Raw genomic sequence first — 19,173 nt, forward strand, 5'->3', positions numbered from 1 at the left:
ATTCGGCTGGTAAGACAAACACTTACGGCTCACGCGAGGTACAAGGATGACCACCCTGACCGATGGACAGGTCGAGCGGTTCGTGGTTGCGGATCGGCGTCGCATCTCCTGGGCGCGCTGCCGCGAGGACATCGCACCTTTCATCACCCGTCACGTCACCTGGCGCGCGCTCGCTGCCGGTGACATCCGATCGAAATACCGCCGTACCATGCTGGGCCCGTGGTGGATCACGGCCACCAACGCGATCACCGCCCTGATCATGGGCACGGTGGCCGGCCGCTTCCTCGGCGCCGACATGAAGACCTACCTGCCCCACTTCATGGTCAGCATGACCATCTGGAGCTTCATCTCGTCCTCGCTCAGCGAAGCCTGTTACACGATGATCAATGCAGGCGGCATGATCAAGGCCGTCGACATGCCGATTCTGATCCATGTCATGCGTATGGTTCAGCGCAATCTGATCATCTTCCTGCACAACATCGCGGTGATCCCGTTCATCTGGCTCGTCTATCCATGGTCGATCGGATTCGGAATGGTCCTGGCCATCCTCGGCCTGATGATCGTCTACGTCTTCGTCGTCAGCGCCTCGGTGATCGTCTCAATGATCTGCGTGCGCTATCGCGACGTGCCGCCGGTCATGGCGGCGGTGCTGCAGCTCTTGTTCTTCGTCTCTCCGATCATCTGGGAACCGTCGAGCATCCGCGGCGGCGAGTTCATCGTCACGCTCAATCCGATCGCCTATCTGTTGGCGGTCACGCGCGGTCCGCTGATGGGCGACGTTCCCGGCCTTGCGACCTGGGCCGGTGCCATTGGATCGGTCGCGGTCCTGACCGCCGCCATGATCTATATCTACACGCGCTATCGGTCGCGCGTCGTGTATTGGGCCTGATATCATGGCCAGGACCTCTGGATCCGCCTCGAATGACTCTCATTGAAGCCAAGCAAATCGGTATCGAATTTCCGGTCGCGCCGCCGAACGCACGATCATTCCGGCATCTGGCCATCAAGGCGGCCTCACGCGTCGGCGGCCGGGTCTCGAAGAGCGATGGCTCGTTCCAGTTCGTCCAGGCGCTCGACGACATCAGCTTCACCCTGAAGCAGGGCGACCGGCTCGGCCTGATCGGCCACAACGGCGCCGGCAAGACCACGCTGATCCGCGTGCTCGCCGGCATCTACGAGCCCACGCGCGGCTCGTTGCGGGTCGTCGGACGGAACGTTCCGATGTTCGACATCGGTCTCGGCATGGACGAAGAGGCGTCGGGGTATGAGAACATCAGGACTCGCGGCCTGATCCTGGGGCTCTCGCCCGAGGAGATCGAGCAGCGCGTGCCGGAGATCGCCGAATTCGCCGAGCTCGGCGACTATCTGGAGCTGCCGATCCGGACCTATTCCTCAGGTATGCTGCTGCGTCTGGTGTTCTCGATCGCAGCCTCGATTCACGGCGACATCATCCTGATGGACGAGTGGATCGCGGTCGGTGACGCGCAGTTCCGCAAGAAGACCCACGGCCGGCTGCAGGACATCACGATGCGCTCGGGAATCGTCGTGCTCGCCACCCATGATCATGGCCTGCTTCGCGACACCTGCAATCTCGGGCTCTATCTCGATGGCGGCCGCGTGCGGGCCTTCGGCGCCCTGGACGACGTTCTCAAAGAGCTGCCCAAGGTTTGAGCGGCCGGGCTCGACAGCATGCGGCAGGAAGCTCGCTGAACCATGACCACGACGACCGCCCGCGCCGCCTCCCCGACCGTCACGCTGGTCGTCCCGAACTTCAACCACGCCCACTACCTGCCCGAGTCGCTCGGCAGCATCGCGAACCAAACCCGAGCCCCAGACCGCGTCATCATCATCGACGACTGCTCGACGGATGACAGCATCGCGGTCATTTCACGCTTCGTAGCGGACCGGCCGAGCTGGCGGCTGATCCGCCACGACGCCAACCAGGGCGTCGTGCGCGGCCAGAACGAGGCGCTGGCGATCGCGGACACCGAATGGATCGGATTTCTCGGCGCCGACGATGCGCTGCATCCGGCCTATCTCGAAAAGGCGATGGCGCAGGCGGCCAACCATCCCGAAGCCGGCCTGGTCTTCGCCTGCTGCGAGATCATCGGCCCTCAGGGGCCGTCCGCAAGACGGATGCTGCGGCCGATGATGCTGCCTGCGTCGTCATCGGCGATGCTGGCGCCCGCGGACGTCCGCCGAATCCTGCGGCAGGGCGACAACTACTTCTCCGGCACGACCTCGCTCTATCGCCGCACGGCCTTGCAGGCGCTCGGCGGGTTCGACGTCAAGCTCGGCTCGTTCTCCGATGCCTTTCTCGCCCGGCGGCTGGCCTTGACCTATGGCTGCTACTTCGTCGCCGAGGCGCTCGGCTACTGGCGCATCCACGGCCAGAACTATTCGACGGCGACGGCAACCGATCCGGCCTCGCTCAACGCCAAGCTCGCGGAGATCGGCGCGCTGATTGCGCAAAGCAGGCTGTTCCCAAAGGGCTATGAGGATGTGTTCGCCCGGCGCAATCGCTTCGGCGCAGCGCGGATGGTACTGGGCGGCGATACAGCAGCGTCGGCCAAGGCAGCGCGCGTATCCGCCTTGCTCGACGGCAATGCGCTCGATACGCACCTGCTTGGGCTGATGTTGAGCCTCGGCTCAAGCGGCCGCCTGGCTGCGCTGGCCTGGATCACCTTGCGGACGCGGCCGATGTCGCTGTCTCGCCTGCTCGCCCAGACCGCCACACGACGGGCGATCTTGTCCGCTACGCCCGGCTATCGCGCGTCATGACGGTCCGCGCCCCCCTCGGCTCTCTCCGGCATCGCCTCGGCGCGCGGAAGGCGATGGCGGCGCCAATGCGCGCCATGCCAACGGAGCAACCATCGCCGCAGGCGCCGCGAAGCCGCTGGTCGCCGCGGACGTGGCTGACGGCATCGGCGTTCCGTCTCTATGCGTTCCTGAGCGCGCGGCGCCGGCAATTGCTGCCGCTGACCACCCGCGCCGCCGACATCGTCGACAGCAGGCTGGTCGTTGCGCCGGCCGGCGCGAGATTGCTGCGGCTGATGAACAAGCAGCTCGAACGAGGCACGTTCATCGGCCCGGTTCTGGCGCTGACGACCTCGACCACGCTGGCCGCGGCGGCGCAGGTTCATCTCGCCGCGAGCCGCAAGCCGAGCGCGCTGCGTGCCGTGCGGATCTTGAACCTGATCTTCCGCAGCAACGTGCGCGCGCGGGCCGGTGTGGGCGCGCAGGCCTATTTCACCACCCTGGCGCTGTGCAGCGCCTATGACCGGATCGTGCGTGAGGTGCCACGGCCCGAGACGATCGACAGCTTCGCCATCAATTTCGCGGTCGGCGTCGCTCACATGTATCGCGGCAATCTTCCGGTCGCGGCGCATTTCCTGACTGCGGCTGCGGCTTCGGGCGACGGCAACGCGTTGCGCAAGCTCGGTGCGGTCCATGCCCTGGCGGGCGACCACGTCCAGGCCGCCGCGTGCTTCAAGGCGTCGGTTGCACGCGATCCTCGCTCGGTGATGGCGCACCAGAACTATGCCGGCGGCTATGATCCATCGACCTACACGCCGAGCGCCTGGGAGCTGGAGCATGCCGGCGAGCTCCTGATCTACGACAATCTGATCCAGCTCGGCGAGAACTTCTATCACCAGGGCCGTTACGAGGACACGTTCCGCTGCTATCAGGCCGCGCTCGACCATCAGGACGCCTTGGCGGCCAAATGGTCGATTCCCGACGCGCTGATCCAGCGCATCGCCTCCACCAGCAACATCTTCGATCCCGCGCTTCCGGTCCGGCTGCTCGGCTACGAATGGGTGACGCTGATCGGCCACATCGGTTTCATCGACTGCCATTTGCGCATGGCCGCGCTCGGCATGCTGCCGCGCGCCAACTACGTGCTGCTTGCCCCGCCAAGCAAGGTGGTCAACCAGCCGTTCCTCAGGCTGTTCGCGCCGCATGTCACGATCGTCGAAGACCCCGCTCTCGTCGACGATCTGCTGCCGTATCAGCGTTTGGTCGGCGACCAGTTCATCGCCGTCCGGGGCAAGGACGGCCTGGCCGAGCCATGGGCCCACGCGGCGTCGCGCGCGCAGGTCGCCTGGGCCGAACAGCGGCGGCTGCCGATCGTGAAGGTCCCATCGGAGCTGATGGAAACCGGGGCTACCAGGCTGCGCGCCGCGGGTGTCACCGCCGACTGGTTCGTCGCGATGCACATCCGCGAGGGCGGCTATCACGGCGACGGGCCCGGCACCACGCGGCAGCATCGCTCCGCCAATGTCGGCGACTACCTCGACGCCATCGCCGCGATCACCGCACGCGGCGGCGCCGTGGTCAGGCTCGGCGATCGCAGCATGACGCCGCTGCGCGGCATGGCCGGCGTGTTCGACTACGCGCACAGCGACATCAAATCGGCGGACATGGACCTCTATCTCTGCGCCGCCGCTCGTCTGTTCGTCGGCACGACATCGGGCCTGACCACGGCCGTGCAGGCACTGGGAACGCCGATGCTGCTGGTCAACTGCATCTCCAACGACTGCCAGTTCTGGCATGAGCACACCGACTTCACCGTGCGCCCGGTCTACGACCGCCGTACGCGGCGCTATCTGTCGCTACGTGAGACCTATCGTCAGCCCTTGCAGGCGCTGCTGATCGACACAGCCGTGCTGGCGCGTCACGGTCTCGATATCCATCCGAATTCCGCGCAGGACATCACCGCAGCGGTTCGCTACAAGCTCGACTGCCTGGACGAACCAGGCCGGTCGTTGCGCGCAGGAGGGCCCCTGCTCGATCGCTATCGCGCCGCACTCAGCGGCAATCCCTATAACTTTGGTGCTGCATTACCAGTGCCGGATTTTCTCGATCGGCTTCCGGAATTGCTGGGATGAACGCGCGACCGAAGCCCGTTCGATCGACGCCCACATCAGTCGCCACCCGTCGTTTTCCGCGCTCTCGCAACGCCCATTAACCTTCGGGCAAGACGATCGGCCTGATAGGTAACGTCGGCACGGTCGCGAATCGCCTCGCGCGAGACTCGGCATTTGCGATCCGTGCTCCGTCGATCCGAACGGCAGGGACTGAGGCAATGCCAGCGTTGTTACAGGGCTCCCCTAACACCGACCCGATCGACGAGGGGGTCGGCCCTCCTCCGTCCAACCCCGTCGAGCTTCCCGAAGAAGCCGTCGAATCCCTGCTCGCGCAAGGCGATTTCGCGGGTATCGGCGCCGTCACCGCGGTGAGCGCCGGCGGACTGACGATCAACCTGCTGTTCGACACGGCGGCGATGAATGCGCCTGCGAGCTTTCGCGCCGGCATTCAGCAGGCCGCCGCGATCCTCACCTCGATGATCTCGGATCGCATCACCGTCAATATCAAGATCGACTATAGCGGCGTCGGCGGCGGCGCGGCGGCCGGTCCTGACGGCGGTCAGTGGATGAGCTACTCCTCCGTCAGGTCCAACCTGATCAACTATGCCAGCCCAGGCGATACCACCTTCAATGCCTTGCCGGCGGGATCCAGCATCCAGGGACAGTCCTACGTCGCGGTGTGGAATTCGCAGCTGAAGCTGTGGGGCGGCCTCGGTGCCAACGATGCGACCACCGACGACGGCAGCGCGACCTTCGCGACCGACATCAACTCAAACCTGCTGGTCGGCGTGGCGCTGCACGAATTGACGCACGCGTTCGGCCGCGTGCCCTACGGGCCGCAGCCGGACGTGTTCGATCTGTTCCGCTTCTCCAGCCCGGGCGTCCGGCTGATGACCGGCGGCGCGACGGCGGGGACCGCCTATTTCTCCCTCGATGGCGGCTATACGAAGCTCGCGGATTACGGCCAGTCCTCGGACCCCAGCGACTTCCTGAACAGCGGCGTGCAGGGCGGCAACGATCCGTTCAACGAATTCTACACCTACAGCACGCTGCAGACGTTGACGGCCGTGGATCTCAAGCAGATGGACGCGCTCGGCTTCCATCTCGTTTCCGCAACGCCGGTGACGATCGAGGCGCTGGGATCGACCAGCCTGGTCCAGCTCGGACTGAGCTACTTCCTCAATCCGGTCGGCGGCGGCACCGGACCGCAGATCAAGTTCGGCGGCAGCGTCGTCCAGCCCGGACAATTGGGCGGCTGGACCCCGATCGCCGGCGAGACCAGCGGCAGCGGCTATCAAGTCGCCTGGAAGATGTCGGGTGCGGATCTCTACACGGTGTGGAATGTCGACAGCAGCGGCAACTACACCGGCAACGCCATCGGCGGCGTCTCGGGAGGCACGGCCGCATTCGAGGCGTTCGAGATGTCCTTCCATGAGGACTTGAACGGCGACGGCATGATCGGCATTCCGACGACCGTCATCGAGGCCGTCGGATCGACCAGTCTCGTCCAGGCCGGCAACGGCTATTTCCTCAATCCCGTCGGTGGTGGTACGGGCCCGCAAGTGAAGTTCGGCGGCGCCAATCTGGTGGTCGGTCAGCTCGGCGGCTGGACGCCGATCGCCGCCGACGTCGTGGGCAGTGGCTATCAGATCGCCTGGAAGATGGCCGGCGCCGACCTCTATACGGTTTGGAACACCGACAGCAGCGGCGCCTACACGAGCAATGCGATCGGTGCGGTCAGCGGGACCGACAGCGGCCTGGAAGCGCTCGAGACCAACCTCCACCAGGATCTGAACGGCGACGGCACGATCGGCATTCCGACCACCGTCATCGAAGCGCTGGGATCGACCAGCCTCGTGCAGTCCGGGTCCAGCTACTATCTGAACCCGGTCGGCGGCGGCACAGGTCCGCAGGTCAAGTTCGGCGGCTCTGTTCTCGTGGTCGGTCAGCTCGGCGGCTGGATGCCGATTGCGGCGGACCCCGTCGGTGGCGGCTATCAGATCGCCTGGAAGATGACCGGCGCGGACCTCTACACGGTCTGGAACACCGACAGCAGTGGCGCCTATACGAGCAACGCGATCGGCGCCGTCAATGGCACCAACAGCGGGCTGGAAGCGTTGGAGACGAACCTCCATCAGGATCTGAACGGAGATGGCACGATCGGCATCCCCTCGGCCGTGATCGAATCCCTGGGGTCGACGAGCCTGGTGCAATCCGGTTCGACCTACTTCCTCAATCCGGTCGGTGGCGGCACCGGGCCACAGATCGTGTTCGGCGGCAGCGTCGTCACCGCGGGTCAGCTCGGCGGCTGGAACCCGATCGGCGCGGAGAGCTCCGTCGGCGGCTACCTCGTGGCCTGGAAGATGGCGGGCGTCGATCTCTACACGGTCTGGAATACCGACAGCGGCGGCGCTTACGTCAGCAATGCAATCGGCGCCGTTCCGGGCGGCTCGGCAGCGCTGGAGACGCTGGAGACCAGCTTTCATCAGGATCTGAACGGCGACGGCACCATCGGTGTGCCCGCTCACGTCGCGGCGAGCACGCAAGCCGTGACGCTGGCCGGTGGCCCTGACGTGGTCCTGACGGTGCCCGGCAGCTTCGGCGGCTATCTGATCGGGTTCGGCAGCAGCGGCGATCAGATCGACCTCAACAGCATCTCCTACAACTCGCTGCGGGCGCAATTCGATGACAGCAGCGGGCTGCTGTCGCTCAGCGACGGCGCGAGCAGCACCTCCCTGCATTTCCTCGGACCGCTGTCGCAGGACAGTTTCCGTTTCACCGAAGACGGCCAGGGCGGCACGATGATCGCCGCGACCGCGGGTCCGGCGAGCGGCCCCCTTCCGCAAGCCGTCTCCTTGGCAGGACATGACAGCTTCGTCTTCGCCGAGCATTTCGGTCAGGTCAGCATCGCCGACTTCCATCTGGGCAGCGACACGCTCGTCGTCAGCCACAACCTGTTCGCAAGTCAGGCGACGCTGTTGGCGTCGATTCACGACGATGCGGCCGGCAACGCCGTGATCACCGATGCCGCGCAGGACACGATCACCGTCCAGCACGTCACGACGGCGGACCTGCTGACCCATTTGTCCAGCTTCCACCTGGTCTGATCGGCACGCCAGCAGTCTTCGGGGCGGGCTGACGGGAGCAATCCGACGCAACGCCCTCTCCGATCTCTGCCTCTGTCCGGAGTGGCCCCCTGCGAAGGCTAGCTTGAACCCGCGGCAATAGCCGTCCTCCTGAACACAATCAATGGTTGAATTCGATCGGACAGATCGAACAATGGCGTATGGTCGGAGCCGCCATTCTTCGGTACAATTTTATACAAGATCGAGGGGCATCATTGCACGATGCTTCAATTCCATTTCACCTGTCGGCCTCGAGGACAGGATCACCATCGTTGCATGCATGCTTTACGAATCTGGCCGCACCGAAGACATCCCTGACCGTTGGCGTGAAGCTGCCGAGTCCCTCATTTTCGATCCTGCTGCTGGCCGTTATGAGTTGCATGTGCAGCAGCCTGCCGCGGACGTCGCGGACGAACCCAAGCCGGCCTCCACCATCGAGCAGACGCAGCACGGCCCGGCCGAGCAGATCGATCTCACGGCCCCAGCGCCGACCGCCGATGCTCCGAGCGAGACGCCCGGCATCCTCGCGCAAGGCGACGCCGGGGCAACGGTGGTCGCACAGTTCTTCGACGTGAGCGCGCGGGCCCAAACGTCGGCTCAGGAGGCGGCAGAGCCAACGGCTTGGACGGTGGCCGCCGGCTCGACCTGGCAAGTCACCCAGGAGACGTCCGTCGATCCGACCACACCGATTGCCGGCAACGTCTCCATCGAACCGGCGCATGCCGGGCAGAGCATCAACTCGAGCGGAGTCGTCCTCTCGATCAGCGTCGAGATGTGGTCAAGCGCCAGCACATCGCTGCAGACATGGTCGCTGAGCGGCCCCGGAAAGGTTGCGACAGCGCACGCCGGACCGAGCGGCGAGCCCGCGCCGTCGCTTCAGGACGCGGTGACGGAAGCCATCGCGTCGGCCGCGAATGGACAGGGTGCGACCAGCGCCCAGGTCGTGCAGGCGCTCGGCGGAAATTCCACCGGCGTGACGGGAGCCGGTCTCAAGATCGGTGTCCTCTCCAGCAGCTTCGACAATCTCGGCGGCGCGACGGCTGACGAAGCCAGCGGAGCCTTGCCCTCCGCTTCCAAGATCCAGATCTTGAAGGACATGCCCTCCGGGGGCAGTGACGAAGGCCGTGCGATGATGCAGATCATCCACGACATCGCGCCCGATGCGAGCCTTGCGTTCTATACGGCGTTCCAGAGCGAGCAGGATTTCGCCAACGGCATCATCGCGCTTGCCAATGCCGGCTGCAAGGTCATCGTCGATGATGTGAGCTACTCCGACGAGCCGTTCTTCCAGAACGGCATTGTCGCCCAGGCCATTCAGACCGTTCAGGCCATGGGCGTGACCTATGTGACGTCGGCCGGCAACAATGGAAGCTCGGCCTATCAGACGTCCTGGACATCGATCTCCGGCAGCATCGGAGGAATGTACTACGATGGCAATGCGCTGAGCTTCGGCGGCAACATCGCGCAAACCATCACCGTGACCGCGGGCGCCAACCTGCTCGTGCAATGGGACCAGGCTTGGGGTCAAGCCGCGTCGCATCTCTCGGTCAACGTGTACCAGAATGGACAATACCTCGGACACGTTCCCAACAGTTATCAGAATCCGTGGATCGGCCTGCATTTCTCGGTGTCCGGCACCTATCAGATCGTCATTGCGGACGTTTCGGGTCCCACGCCATCGACGATCAAGGAGATCCTGGCTGGCAACGGTGTCCCCGTGTCCATCACCGGCGCCAATGTCGGAACGGTTTTCGGTCACGCGATGACACCGGGGGTGATCACCGTCGGAGCGGTCAATAGCGCCAATACGCCGGCCTTTGGCTATACCCCGGTCTCGGAAAGCTTTTCGTCATCGGGAGCCGGAACCGAGATCCTGTTTGCCAACGACGGCACACGCCTCGCAACGCCGCTTCAGCTCAGCCCTGTCGTGGTCTCCGGCATCGACAACATCGCAACGACAGTCTCGGGTTTCACCGCCTTTTACGGCACGTCTGCAGCCGCCCCCAGCGTTGCTGCGATCGCGGCCTTGATCCTGACGGCCAATTCGATGCTGAGCTACGCCGACGTCTCGGAGATCCTGCAGCAGACCGCCATACCGATGAGCAACCAGGCGGTGGCGGGCGCGGGCCTGGCCCAGATCAATCCTGCCGTCGGTGCGGCGCCCTATTTCGCCAACACCATCGTCGAGGCGCTCGGATCCGTCAGCCTCGCCCAGTACGGCGTGATCTACGATCTCAACACCATCGGGACCAGCATTTCGGTGGCGCTGCGGTTCAACGGCGCCAATGTGGTCGTTCACCAGCTCAGCAACTGGATGCCGATCGGCGTCGAAGCCAATGGAGGCGGCGGCTACGAAGTCGCCTGGAAATTCCAGGGTCAGGATCTCTACACCGTCTGGAACGTGGACAGCAGCGGCAACTACAACGGCAACGCGATCGGCGCCGTCTCCGGAAGCTCGTCCGCTTTCGAAACGTTCGAGACGTCGTTCAATCAGGATTTGAACGGCGACGGCACGATCGGCGTCGTCACCACGGTCATCGAGACCGTGGGGACCACCAGCCTCGTACAGTCCGGCAACGGCTATTTCCTCAATCCGGTCGCAGGCGGGACAGGTCCGCAGATCAGTTTCAACGGCAGCACTGTCAGCCCCGGACAGCTCGGCGGGTGGACACCGATCGCTGCGGAGGCCGTCGGCAGCGGCTATCAGATCGCCTGGAAGATGGCCGGCAGCGACCTCTACACGGTCTGGAACGTCGACAGCAGCGGCAACTACACCGGCAATGCCATTGGCGCAGTCAATGGGACCAGCAGCGCGCTCGAGGCGCTGGAGCTGAACTTTCACCAGGACCTGAACGGCGACGGCATGATCGGCATTCCGAGCACGGTCATCGAGGCCGCGGGATCGACAAGCCTGGTGCTGGCCGGGTCGAGCTATTTCCTCAATCCCGTCGGCGGCGGCACCGGCCCGCAGATCATGTTCGGCGGCAGCATCGTGACCGTCGGTCAGCTCGGCGGCTGGGCGCCGATCGCCGCGGAGACGTCCGGCAGCGGCTATGAGATCGCCTGGAAAATGGCGGGCGCCGATCTCTACACCGTCTGGAACACCGACAGCAGCGGCAACTATACCGGCAACGTCATCGGCGCGGTTGCGGGAAGCTCCGCATCCCTGGAAGCGCTGGAGCCCAGCTTCCACCAGGATCTGAACGGCGACGGCACCATCGGCGCCCCGAGCGTGACGCCGGGCGGCAGCGTGATCGAAGCGCTAGGGTCGACCAGCCTGTCGCTGTCGGGCACGACCTACCTGATGGCGCCGGTGTCGGGAGGTACCGCAACGCAGGTCATGTTCGGCGGCAGCGTCATCGTTGCCGGCCAGCTCAGCGGCTGGGCGGCGATCGCTGCGGAGGCCTCGGGCAGCGGCTATCAGGTCGCCTGGAAGATGAACGGTGCCGACCTCTACACGGTCTGGAACACCGATAGCAGCGGCAACTACACCGGCAATGCCATCGGCGCCGTTTCCGGCAGCTCGTCGTCCCTTGAAGCCCTCGAGAGCAGCTTCCATCAGGACCTGAATGGCGACGGCACTATCGGGATCCCGACCATCAGCTCGCTGACGGCGAGCGCACAGGCGGCCACGACGTCGGGCGCTGTCGATCTGGTCCTCGCCGCGCCATCCTTCAGCGGCAATCTCATTGGATTCGGCGGCACGGCCGCTCAGATCGATCTCAAGAGCATCGCATTCACGTCGCTTCAGATGCATTTCGACGAAACCAGCGGAATGCTGTCGCTGAGCGATGGGGCGAACAGCGCCTCGCTGCATTTCGTCGGCCCGCTGTCGCAGGACAACTTCCACTTCGCCACTGACGGCCAGGATGGCACTTTGATCTCCGGCACTTTGATCTCGGGCGTGGCAGCCTCAGCAGGCGGCACGGCATCCCAATCGGTGTCGCTGCAGGGTCACGACACCTTCGTGTTCGCCGAGCACTTCGGTCAGGTGAGCATTGCCGACTTCGCGGTCGGCACCGACAAGATCGCGTTCAGCCAGAGCATCTTCGCAGACCCGTCCGCATTGCAGGCCGCCATCCACGACGACGCCGCGGGCAACGCCGTCATCACCGATGCGGTACTGGACACCATCACGATTCAGCACGTGTCGACGGCCGAGCTGCTGTCTCACCTGTCGAGCTTCCATCTGGTCTGAGGACCGGCGGCATTCGAGGCGTCGTCTCCGCCGTTCGGGGTCGAAGGGTGCCCGGCAGGTGGTTTTCCGCCCGTCACAGGACAGATAACGGCTCGCGCGAGGCTCGCTCTTGGCCTATACGGCGCTTCGACCGCCCGAGACCGTGAGTTTGATGTCCCCGCCCCGCTTCCCTTCGCCGCGCCGCCTGCTCTACGTGGCCAACGAGGACTACGCCTTCCTGATGCACCGCCTGCCGATGGCGCGCGCAGCGCGCGAGGCCGGCTACGAGGTGCATGTCGCGACCAACGTCAATGCCGGCGCCGCCGCGATCGCCGCCGAGCGCTTCATGCTGCATCCGATCCCATTCCAGCGCGGCGGGCTGTCGCCGTCATCAGCCCTGCCCACGATCCGCGCGATCCGCGCCGTCGAGGCCGCGATCAGCCCCGACGTGGTGCATCATTCCGGATTGCAATCGAGCGTGCTCGGATCGCTCGCCGCGCTGGGACGCACCACTCCGGTCGTCAATGCCATGACCGGCCTCGGCTATGTGTTCACGTCGGCGAGCTGGCGCTCGCGTCTGCTCAAGCAGGGCCTGCTGTGGCTGCTGCCGCGGCTGATGAACCGGGTACCGAGCTGCGTGCTGGTGCAGAATCCGGATGATCGCGACGCGCTTCAAGCCATGGGCGTCCGGGACGACAAGATCACGCTGATCCCAGGCTCGGGCGTCGACACCGATCGCTTCCAGCCGCTGCCGGAGCCGGACGGACCGATCACCTTCGGCTTCGCAGGAAGGCTGCTGACCGACAAGGGCGTCCGCGCCCTGGTCGCTGCGCACCGCATGCTGCGCCAGCAGGGCCGCGACGTCCAGTTGCTGATCGCCGGCTCGCCTGATCCGGCCAATCCTGCCTCGGTCTCGGCCGAGGAGGTCGAGGCCTGGCGGAAGGAACCGGGCATCACCCTGCTCGGCCAGATCAAGGACATCACCGAGCTCTGGCGCCGCTGCCACGTCGCCGTGCTGCCGTCGCATCGCGAAGGACTTCCGGTCAGCCTGCTGGAGGCCGCCGCCTGCGCCCGGCCGCTGATCTCCACCAATGCACCCGGCTGCCGCGAGATCGCGATCCACGGCCAGACCGGCCTCTCCGTGCCGGTCGAGGACGCGCCCGCGCTGGCGCAGGCAATGGCGCAGCTGGCGACCTCGCCCGAGCTGCGCGCCCGCTATGGCGCGGCGGCCCGTCAACTGGTCGAGGACAAGCTCTCGGCTAGGATCATCGGCCGCTCGGTGGTCGCGCTCTATGACCGCCTCACCTCGGCGCCGGACGCGCGCGGATGATCGTCCATCCAGCCGCAATTCTCGTCACCATTGCCGTGCTCGCGGCCGCAATGTGCGGTGTGCTGATCGTGCTGCTGCGCCCGGTGCTGCAGCGCTACGCGCTGGCGCGGCCCAACGCGCGCTCCTCACACAAGATCCCGACGCCCCAGGGTGCCGGCATTGCCGTCGTCGGCGCAACGCTCGTGGTCGGCGGCGCCTTTGCATCCGTGACGGGCTTTGCACCGCTGCTCATGCTGTTCATCGCGGCACCGATGCTGGCGCTGGTCGGCCTGGTCGACGACATCAGGCCGATTCCCGTGCTGCCGCGGTTCGTCCTGCAGGGGCTTGCCGTCGGCCTGGTGGTCTTCACCGCGCCGGACGATCTCAGACTCTTTCAGATCCCGCTGGCGATCGAGCGCACGCTGCTGCTGGTCGCCGGCCTCTGGTTCGTCAACCTCGTCAACTTCATGGACGGGCTCGACCTGATGACCGTGGCCGAGGCCGTGCCGATCACGGCGACTCTCGCCCTGTTCGGCGTGTCCGGATTGCTGCCGTGGCCGGCAACGGCGATCGCCGCCGCACTTAGCGGCGCCATGCTGGGCTTCGCGCCATTCAACCGTCCCGTGGCGAAGGTCTTTCTTGGCGACGTCGGCAGCCTGCCGATCGGGCTGCTGCTCGGCTGGGGCCTGCTCCATCTTGCCTGGCAGGGCTACGTCGCGGCGGCGCTGCTGCTGCCGCTCTATTATCTGATCGATGCCACCTTCACCCTGTTGCGGCGGATGGCACGGCGCGAGTCATTCTGGGCGGCGCACCGCACGCATTTCTATCAACAGGCCACCGATAACGGCTTCACCGTCTCGCGCGTCGTCAGCGAGGTGTTCATCCTCAATGTCGTGCTTGCGACGCTCGCAGCCATCTCGGTCGCGCAGCGTTCCATGACGGCCGACGCCATCCTGCTCGTCTTCGGTCTCGGCGCCGTCACCTGGGTGCTGAGCCGCTTCTCGCGGCGGCGCCATTGAAGACTCAGGCCGCGCTCGAGCCGAATTCCGGCACCGCATCCTTCAGCACCGACTTGATCGTCACCGGATCATTGCGCGCGATCGCCTGATCGAGCGCCGCGATCCAGGCCTTCAGCGTCTGCATCGGAGGCTCGTTCGGGGTGGCCGCCATGACGCCGGCGACGCCGATCTCGACCGGCGGCTCCTCGCTCGCAAACAGGATCTCGTTCAGGCGCTCGCCGGGCCGGATGCCCGTGAACACGATCTCGACGTCGTAGCCGGGCTGCAGGCCGGACAGGCGAATCATGCGCTCGGCCAGATCGACGATGCGGACGGGCTGGCCCATGTTCAACACATAGACCGAGACATCCGGGCGCTGCGGCGCCAGCGCATGCGAGGCCGCCGTGATCACGAGATCGCAGGCCTCGCGGATGGTCATGAAGTAGCGCACCATGTCCGGGTGCGTCACCGTGACGGGGCCGCCCGCCTCGATCTGCGCCTTGAACTTCGGCACCACCGAGCCGTTGGACGCCAGCACGTTGCCGAATCGCACCGAGATCAGCCGCATCGGCGGCCGTCCCGTCGGCCGGTCGGCGAGCTGGCGATCGAGCGCCTGGCAGTACATTTCGGCGAAGCGCTTGGTGAGGCCGAGCATCGACACCGGCTCGATCGCCTTGTCGGTGGAGATCATCACCATGGCCTCGGCGCCTGAGGCCACCGCGGCATCGGCCACGTTGATCGAGCCGAAGATGTTGGTCTTGACGCCCTCGCTCCAGTCGCGCTCGAGGATCGGCACGTGTTTCAGCGCCGCCGCGTGGAAGACCAGATCCGGCTTGAACTCGCCGATCAGCGCGAACACCCGGTCGCGATCGCGGATGTCGGCGATGCGCCCCTCGACGGCGACGTTCGCCTCGGAATCGGCCGCGAGCGCCTCGGTGATCGCATAGAGCGCCGGCTCGGAATTCTCCAGAATGAGCAGCCGCGCCGCCCCGAACGCAACCACGCGCTGACAGATCTCGGCGCCGATCGAGCCGCCGCCGCCGGTCACCACGACGGTTTTGCCACGCACCAGCGCTTCCAGCCGGCCGTAATCGATCTTCTCGCTCGGCCGCAGCAAGAGGTCCTCGACCGCGACCGGCGCGAGCCTTGGCGCATCGCCACTCTCCAGCGACGGCAGGCGGCTCACGATCAGGCGCAACCGGCGCGCCCGCATCAGGAAGGTCTCCGGATGGCAGTCCGGATCGAACGCGGTCGGCATCATCAGGGCGCGCGCGATCGGCCGATCGCGACGGGCAAAGTCGGCGGCGACGTCCTCGACATCATCGATCCCGCCCAGCACCGGCACGCCGCGGATCAATTGGCCGCGGTCGGCGGTCGACGGCGAGAGAATGCCGATCGGCCAGATGCGCTTGACCGCGCCGCTCTCGATGCCGCGCAGCACGACCTCGGCGTCGGCCGCTCGGCCGATCAGGAGCGCAGGGGCCGCGTCCTCGGACCGAGCGTGCCGTCGCACCCGCGTGTAGCGGAAGTAGCGATAGGCGAAACGCAGCGCGCTCAGCGCAAAGATCTCCAGGAACCAATAGAGAATGATCGTGAGCTTGCCGAAGAAGAAGGTGCCGCGGACGTTCGGCGCGACGATGATGTAGTCGAGCACCAGCAGCGCCAGCGTCAGCACGGTCGCGACGCGGACGATGTTCAGCGCGTCCGGCAGCGAGATGAACCGCCACTTCGTCGTCAGAAGGTTCGAGAAGTAGAAGACGACGAAGCTGAAGGCGATGAAGTACGGCAGGATCTGCAAGAGCAGCGGCACCCGCTCCCAGAAGGTGCTGGCGCCTTCGAAGCGGATATAGAACGCCGCGAACAGCGCGACGACGCTGACCAGGAGGTCATGCGCGGCGATCAGCAAGTTTCGGGAGGTGAGTTGCGAGAGGCGCGTCATGCTGTGACGGGCTCCGCATCGGGCTTTATCCTCGATCGCAGCACCATGCCGCCGGCCACGCCGACGCCGATGACATACATCCACCCCTCGTGGAAATCGAAGATGTGGGAGTTGAAGAGCGAGGTGAAGATGTTCTGCACGACCACGAGAAGTCCGATCCAGGGCACCAGCCCGTCACCGCGGAACAGCAGGAGGTGCACGGCCCACATCGCGTAGAGAATGACGATCCCGAACGCTCCCCATTGGACCGCGACGTAGAGCGTCTGATTGTGCGGATTGCCGACGACCTGACTTGAGGAGAGGTCGCGCGACCCGCTCGCGGCCAGCTCGAACAAGTGACGCGTCGAGCCCGAGCCGTGTCCGATCAGCGGCGCGTCGGCCAGGAACCGCAACGACTTGCGCCAGAATTCGAGCCGCTCGCCGATCGACGTGACGGCGCGATCGTTCCTGTAGTCCTGATATTGGCTCGTGAACGTCGCCACCTTGCCCTGCAATTGCGGGGACACGGTCCATGCAGCGAGACCCAGCGCAAGGGCACCGGCCGCGATCAGCAGGTTGGCGCGCCATTTCAAGTGGATCAGCCCGAACACCGCAAGCAGGATCGGGATCGTCACCAGCGCGGTGCGCGAGACAACGATGAAAATCATGTTGGCGAGGAACGCGATCATGATCGCGGTGAGCAGGCCGGCCGGAAGGAAGCGGCGGGCGCGCAGCAACTGGGCGATCGGATAGGCCAGCGCCACGGCGCAGAGCGAGAACTCCTGGCCCTGGTCGATGTAGTTCTTCACGAAGATGCCGCGATCGGCATTGGCCTTGAGCGCGAGCGCAGGATTGAACGCGACCGCGGTCGACACCACGACCATCAGCACGCAGGAGGCGAGAAACGCGGCGAAGACCCACAGCCCGCGCTCCGACCGCTGGAAATGGTAGAGCAGCGCGGGCAGCACCAGAAGCTTCGCCGCCGGTCCCACCGCGTAGAGCCGTGCGCCCCACGCCACGTCCGACCACAGCGTTCCGATCAGCGCCAACAGGAAGAGCGCGATCGGCGCCAGCGAGATCGGCCGCTTCAGGACCTGCAGCAGACGCTCGACGTCGAGAAACGGCAGCATCGTGATCAGCATGACCACGCCCAGGATCGACACCAGCGACGTCGACCACGGCAGCGACGCCGCCAGCAGAATCGCCACGACATCGACCGTCGTCCGCCACGCCGCCGGATCGCGCCAGCGGCGCGCCAGCAGCGCTGGGCCGGGATGACCTGCGAGCGCGCTCATTGCGCCTCGCTCCGGGCGCGATCGACCAGCGCGGTCGTGCTGTGCCCTTTCAGGATGTCGACCAGAATCACCTCGCCGCCGGCGGCTTCGACGACCTCGTGCCCTACCACCTGTTCGCGCGTATAGTCGCCGCCCTTGACTAGCACGCTTGGCCGGACCAGCTCGATCAAGCGGAGCGGCGTGTCCTCCGCGAAGATGGCGACGACATCAACCGCCTCGAGCGCGGCCAGGACCTCGGCGCGCGCGCGCTCGTCCTGAACGGGGCGGCTCTCGCCCTTCAGCCGCCTGACCGAGGCATCGCTGTTCAGCCCGACCACGAGACGGTCGCAGGCGGCGCGCGCCGCGGTCAGCACCTTGACGTGGCCGGGATGCAGAATGTCGAAGCAGCCATTGGTAAAGCCGACGCGCAGGCCCTCTCCCCGCCACCCCTCGACACGGGCGGCGAGTTCGTCATCGCTCTCGATGATCTTTTCCTCAGCGGCACGATAGGCATGCGGCAGGATCTTTCGGCGCAGTTCGGCCGATGTCACGCTGGCGGTGCCGTGCTTGCTGACGGCCACCGCCGCAGCGGCGCTCGCCATCCGCAACGCATCCGCCCAGGCGGCGCCGGCCGCGAGCGTCGCGGCAAGCACGGCAACAACCGTGTCGCCGGCGCCGGAGACGTCGCGTACCTTCACGGGATAGGCCGGCACGTGAATCGGATCGCCCTCGCGCGGTACCAGCGTCATGCCGCGCTCGCTCTGCGTCACCAGAATTGCCTCGCAGTCGGCGAGATAGATCGCATCCTGCGCGGCTGCGGCGATCTCGTGCCCGGTTTCGGCCCGGCTGCGGGTCGCTTCCGAAAACTCCTTGCGGTTCGGCGTCAGCACGCTCGCGCCGCAATAGATCGCGAGATTTGCGCTCTTGGGATCGACGATCACGCGCTTGCCGGCCTTGCGGGTCGCGTCGATCACGTTGCGCAGGACGCGCGCGGTGAGCACGCCCTTGGCGTAGTCCGACAGCAGCACGATGTCGGCCCGCGCAATCAGCGGCAGGATGGCCTCGATCAGCTTCTGCTCGACCTCGCCGATCGCCGGTGAGGCGCGCTCCCAGTCGGCGCGCAGCATGTGGGTGGAGAAATGCTCGGAGACGAAACGCACCTTGCGCGTCGTCGGCCGCGAGGGATCGCGCACAAGCACGCTCTCGATGCCGCCCTCCTTGGCGAGCTCGGCCTCCAGCTGGTCGCCGGCCGCATCCTGCCCGACGAGGCCGACGAAGATGCAGCGGGCGCCGAGCGCGGCGATGTTGCGCGCGACGTTGCCGGCGCCGCCGATGTTGATCTCGCTGCGCTGAACCGCGATGACAGGCGCCGGCGCTTCGGGGGAAATCCGCGACACCTCGCCATAGACGAACTCATCCAGCATGAGGTCGCCGATGCACAGCACCGTCTGGCGGGCGATCGCTTGCGAGAGATCGTCAAAGTCGAACATCAGCGGCAGTCTCG

General features: G+C 65.8%; 11 protein-coding genes. 8 read left to right on the forward strand and 3 right to left on the reverse strand.

Features of this window, described 5'->3' with window-relative positions; all coding sequences use genetic code 11:
* Positions 1 to 46: 46 nt before the first annotated feature.
* The 8 genes from QX124_RS28770 (at position 47) to QX124_RS28805 (ending at position 14,498) form a co-directional block, all read left to right on the forward strand.
* The gene (locus tag QX124_RS28770; RefSeq protein WP_315738922.1) at positions 47 to 889 is read left to right on the forward strand and encodes an ABC transporter permease; all 843 of its coding nucleotides are present in this window, start codon (positions 47 to 49) and stop codon (positions 887 to 889) included.
* A gap of 32 nt (positions 890 to 921) precedes the next feature.
* Positions 922 to 1,671, forward strand: a complete 750-nt coding sequence (locus tag QX124_RS28775; RefSeq protein WP_315738923.1) for an ABC transporter ATP-binding protein — start codon at positions 922 to 924, stop codon at positions 1,669 to 1,671.
* A 42-nt stretch (positions 1,672 to 1,713) separates the two neighbouring features.
* On the forward strand, positions 1,714 to 2,781 hold the full coding sequence (locus QX124_RS28780) for a glycosyltransferase family A protein (protein ID WP_315773378.1): 1,068 nt from the start codon (positions 1,714 to 1,716) through the stop codon (positions 2,779 to 2,781).
* Positions 2,778 to 4,889, forward strand: coding sequence for a TIGR04372 family glycosyltransferase (locus QX124_RS28785; protein ID WP_315798952.1), 2,112 nt, complete (start codon positions 2,778 to 2,780; stop codon positions 4,887 to 4,889). Before QX124_RS28780 ends, QX124_RS28785 begins: the two co-directional genes overlap by 4 nt.
* Before the next feature lie 197 nt (positions 4,890 to 5,086).
* Positions 5,087 to 7,975: an NF038122 family metalloprotease gene (locus QX124_RS28790; RefSeq protein WP_315798953.1), complete on the forward strand. Its 2,889-nt coding sequence runs from the start codon at positions 5,087 to 5,089 to the stop codon at positions 7,973 to 7,975.
* A 298-nt stretch (positions 7,976 to 8,273) separates the two neighbouring features.
* Entirely contained in the window at positions 8,274 to 12,191 is a 3,918-nt protein-coding gene (locus QX124_RS28795) for a S8 family serine peptidase (protein ID WP_409997765.1), read from the forward strand.
* 151 nt (positions 12,192 to 12,342) lie between these two features.
* Complete coding sequence (locus QX124_RS28800; RefSeq protein ID WP_315798955.1) at positions 12,343 to 13,500, forward strand: glycosyltransferase family 4 protein; 1,158 nt, start codon at positions 12,343 to 12,345, stop codon at positions 13,498 to 13,500.
* Positions 13,497 to 14,498, forward strand: coding sequence for a glycosyl transferase (locus tag QX124_RS28805; protein WP_315798956.1), 1,002 nt, complete (start codon positions 13,497 to 13,499; stop codon positions 14,496 to 14,498). Before QX124_RS28800 ends, QX124_RS28805 begins: the two co-directional genes overlap by 4 nt.
* Before the next feature lie 4 nt (positions 14,499 to 14,502).
* Here QX124_RS28805 and QX124_RS28810 read toward each other — a convergent pair whose 3' ends face one another.
* From QX124_RS28810 to rfaE1, 3 genes are read right to left on the reverse strand one after another with little or no spacing between them, the layout of a single operon-like run.
* Positions 14,503 to 16,416: a nucleoside-diphosphate sugar epimerase/dehydratase gene (locus tag QX124_RS28810; RefSeq protein ID WP_315798957.1), complete on the reverse strand. Its 1,914-nt coding sequence runs from the start codon at positions 16,414 to 16,416 to the stop codon at positions 14,503 to 14,505.
* Positions 16,413 to 17,690, reverse strand: coding sequence for an O-antigen ligase family protein (locus QX124_RS28815; protein ID WP_315798958.1), 1,278 nt, complete (start codon positions 17,688 to 17,690; stop codon positions 16,413 to 16,415). The genes QX124_RS28810 and QX124_RS28815 overlap by 4 nt, the downstream gene beginning before the upstream one ends.
* Complete coding sequence (rfaE1, locus tag QX124_RS28820; protein ID WP_315798959.1) at positions 17,687 to 19,159, reverse strand: D-glycero-beta-D-manno-heptose-7-phosphate kinase; 1,473 nt, start codon at positions 19,157 to 19,159, stop codon at positions 17,687 to 17,689. Before rfaE1 ends, QX124_RS28815 begins: the two co-directional genes overlap by 4 nt.
* Between the last annotated feature and the right edge of the window lie 14 nt (positions 19,160 to 19,173).

The organism is Bradyrhizobium sp. SZCCHNRI3043, from assembly GCF_032377735.1.
Lineage (GTDB): Bacteria > Pseudomonadota > Alphaproteobacteria > Rhizobiales > Xanthobacteraceae > Bradyrhizobium.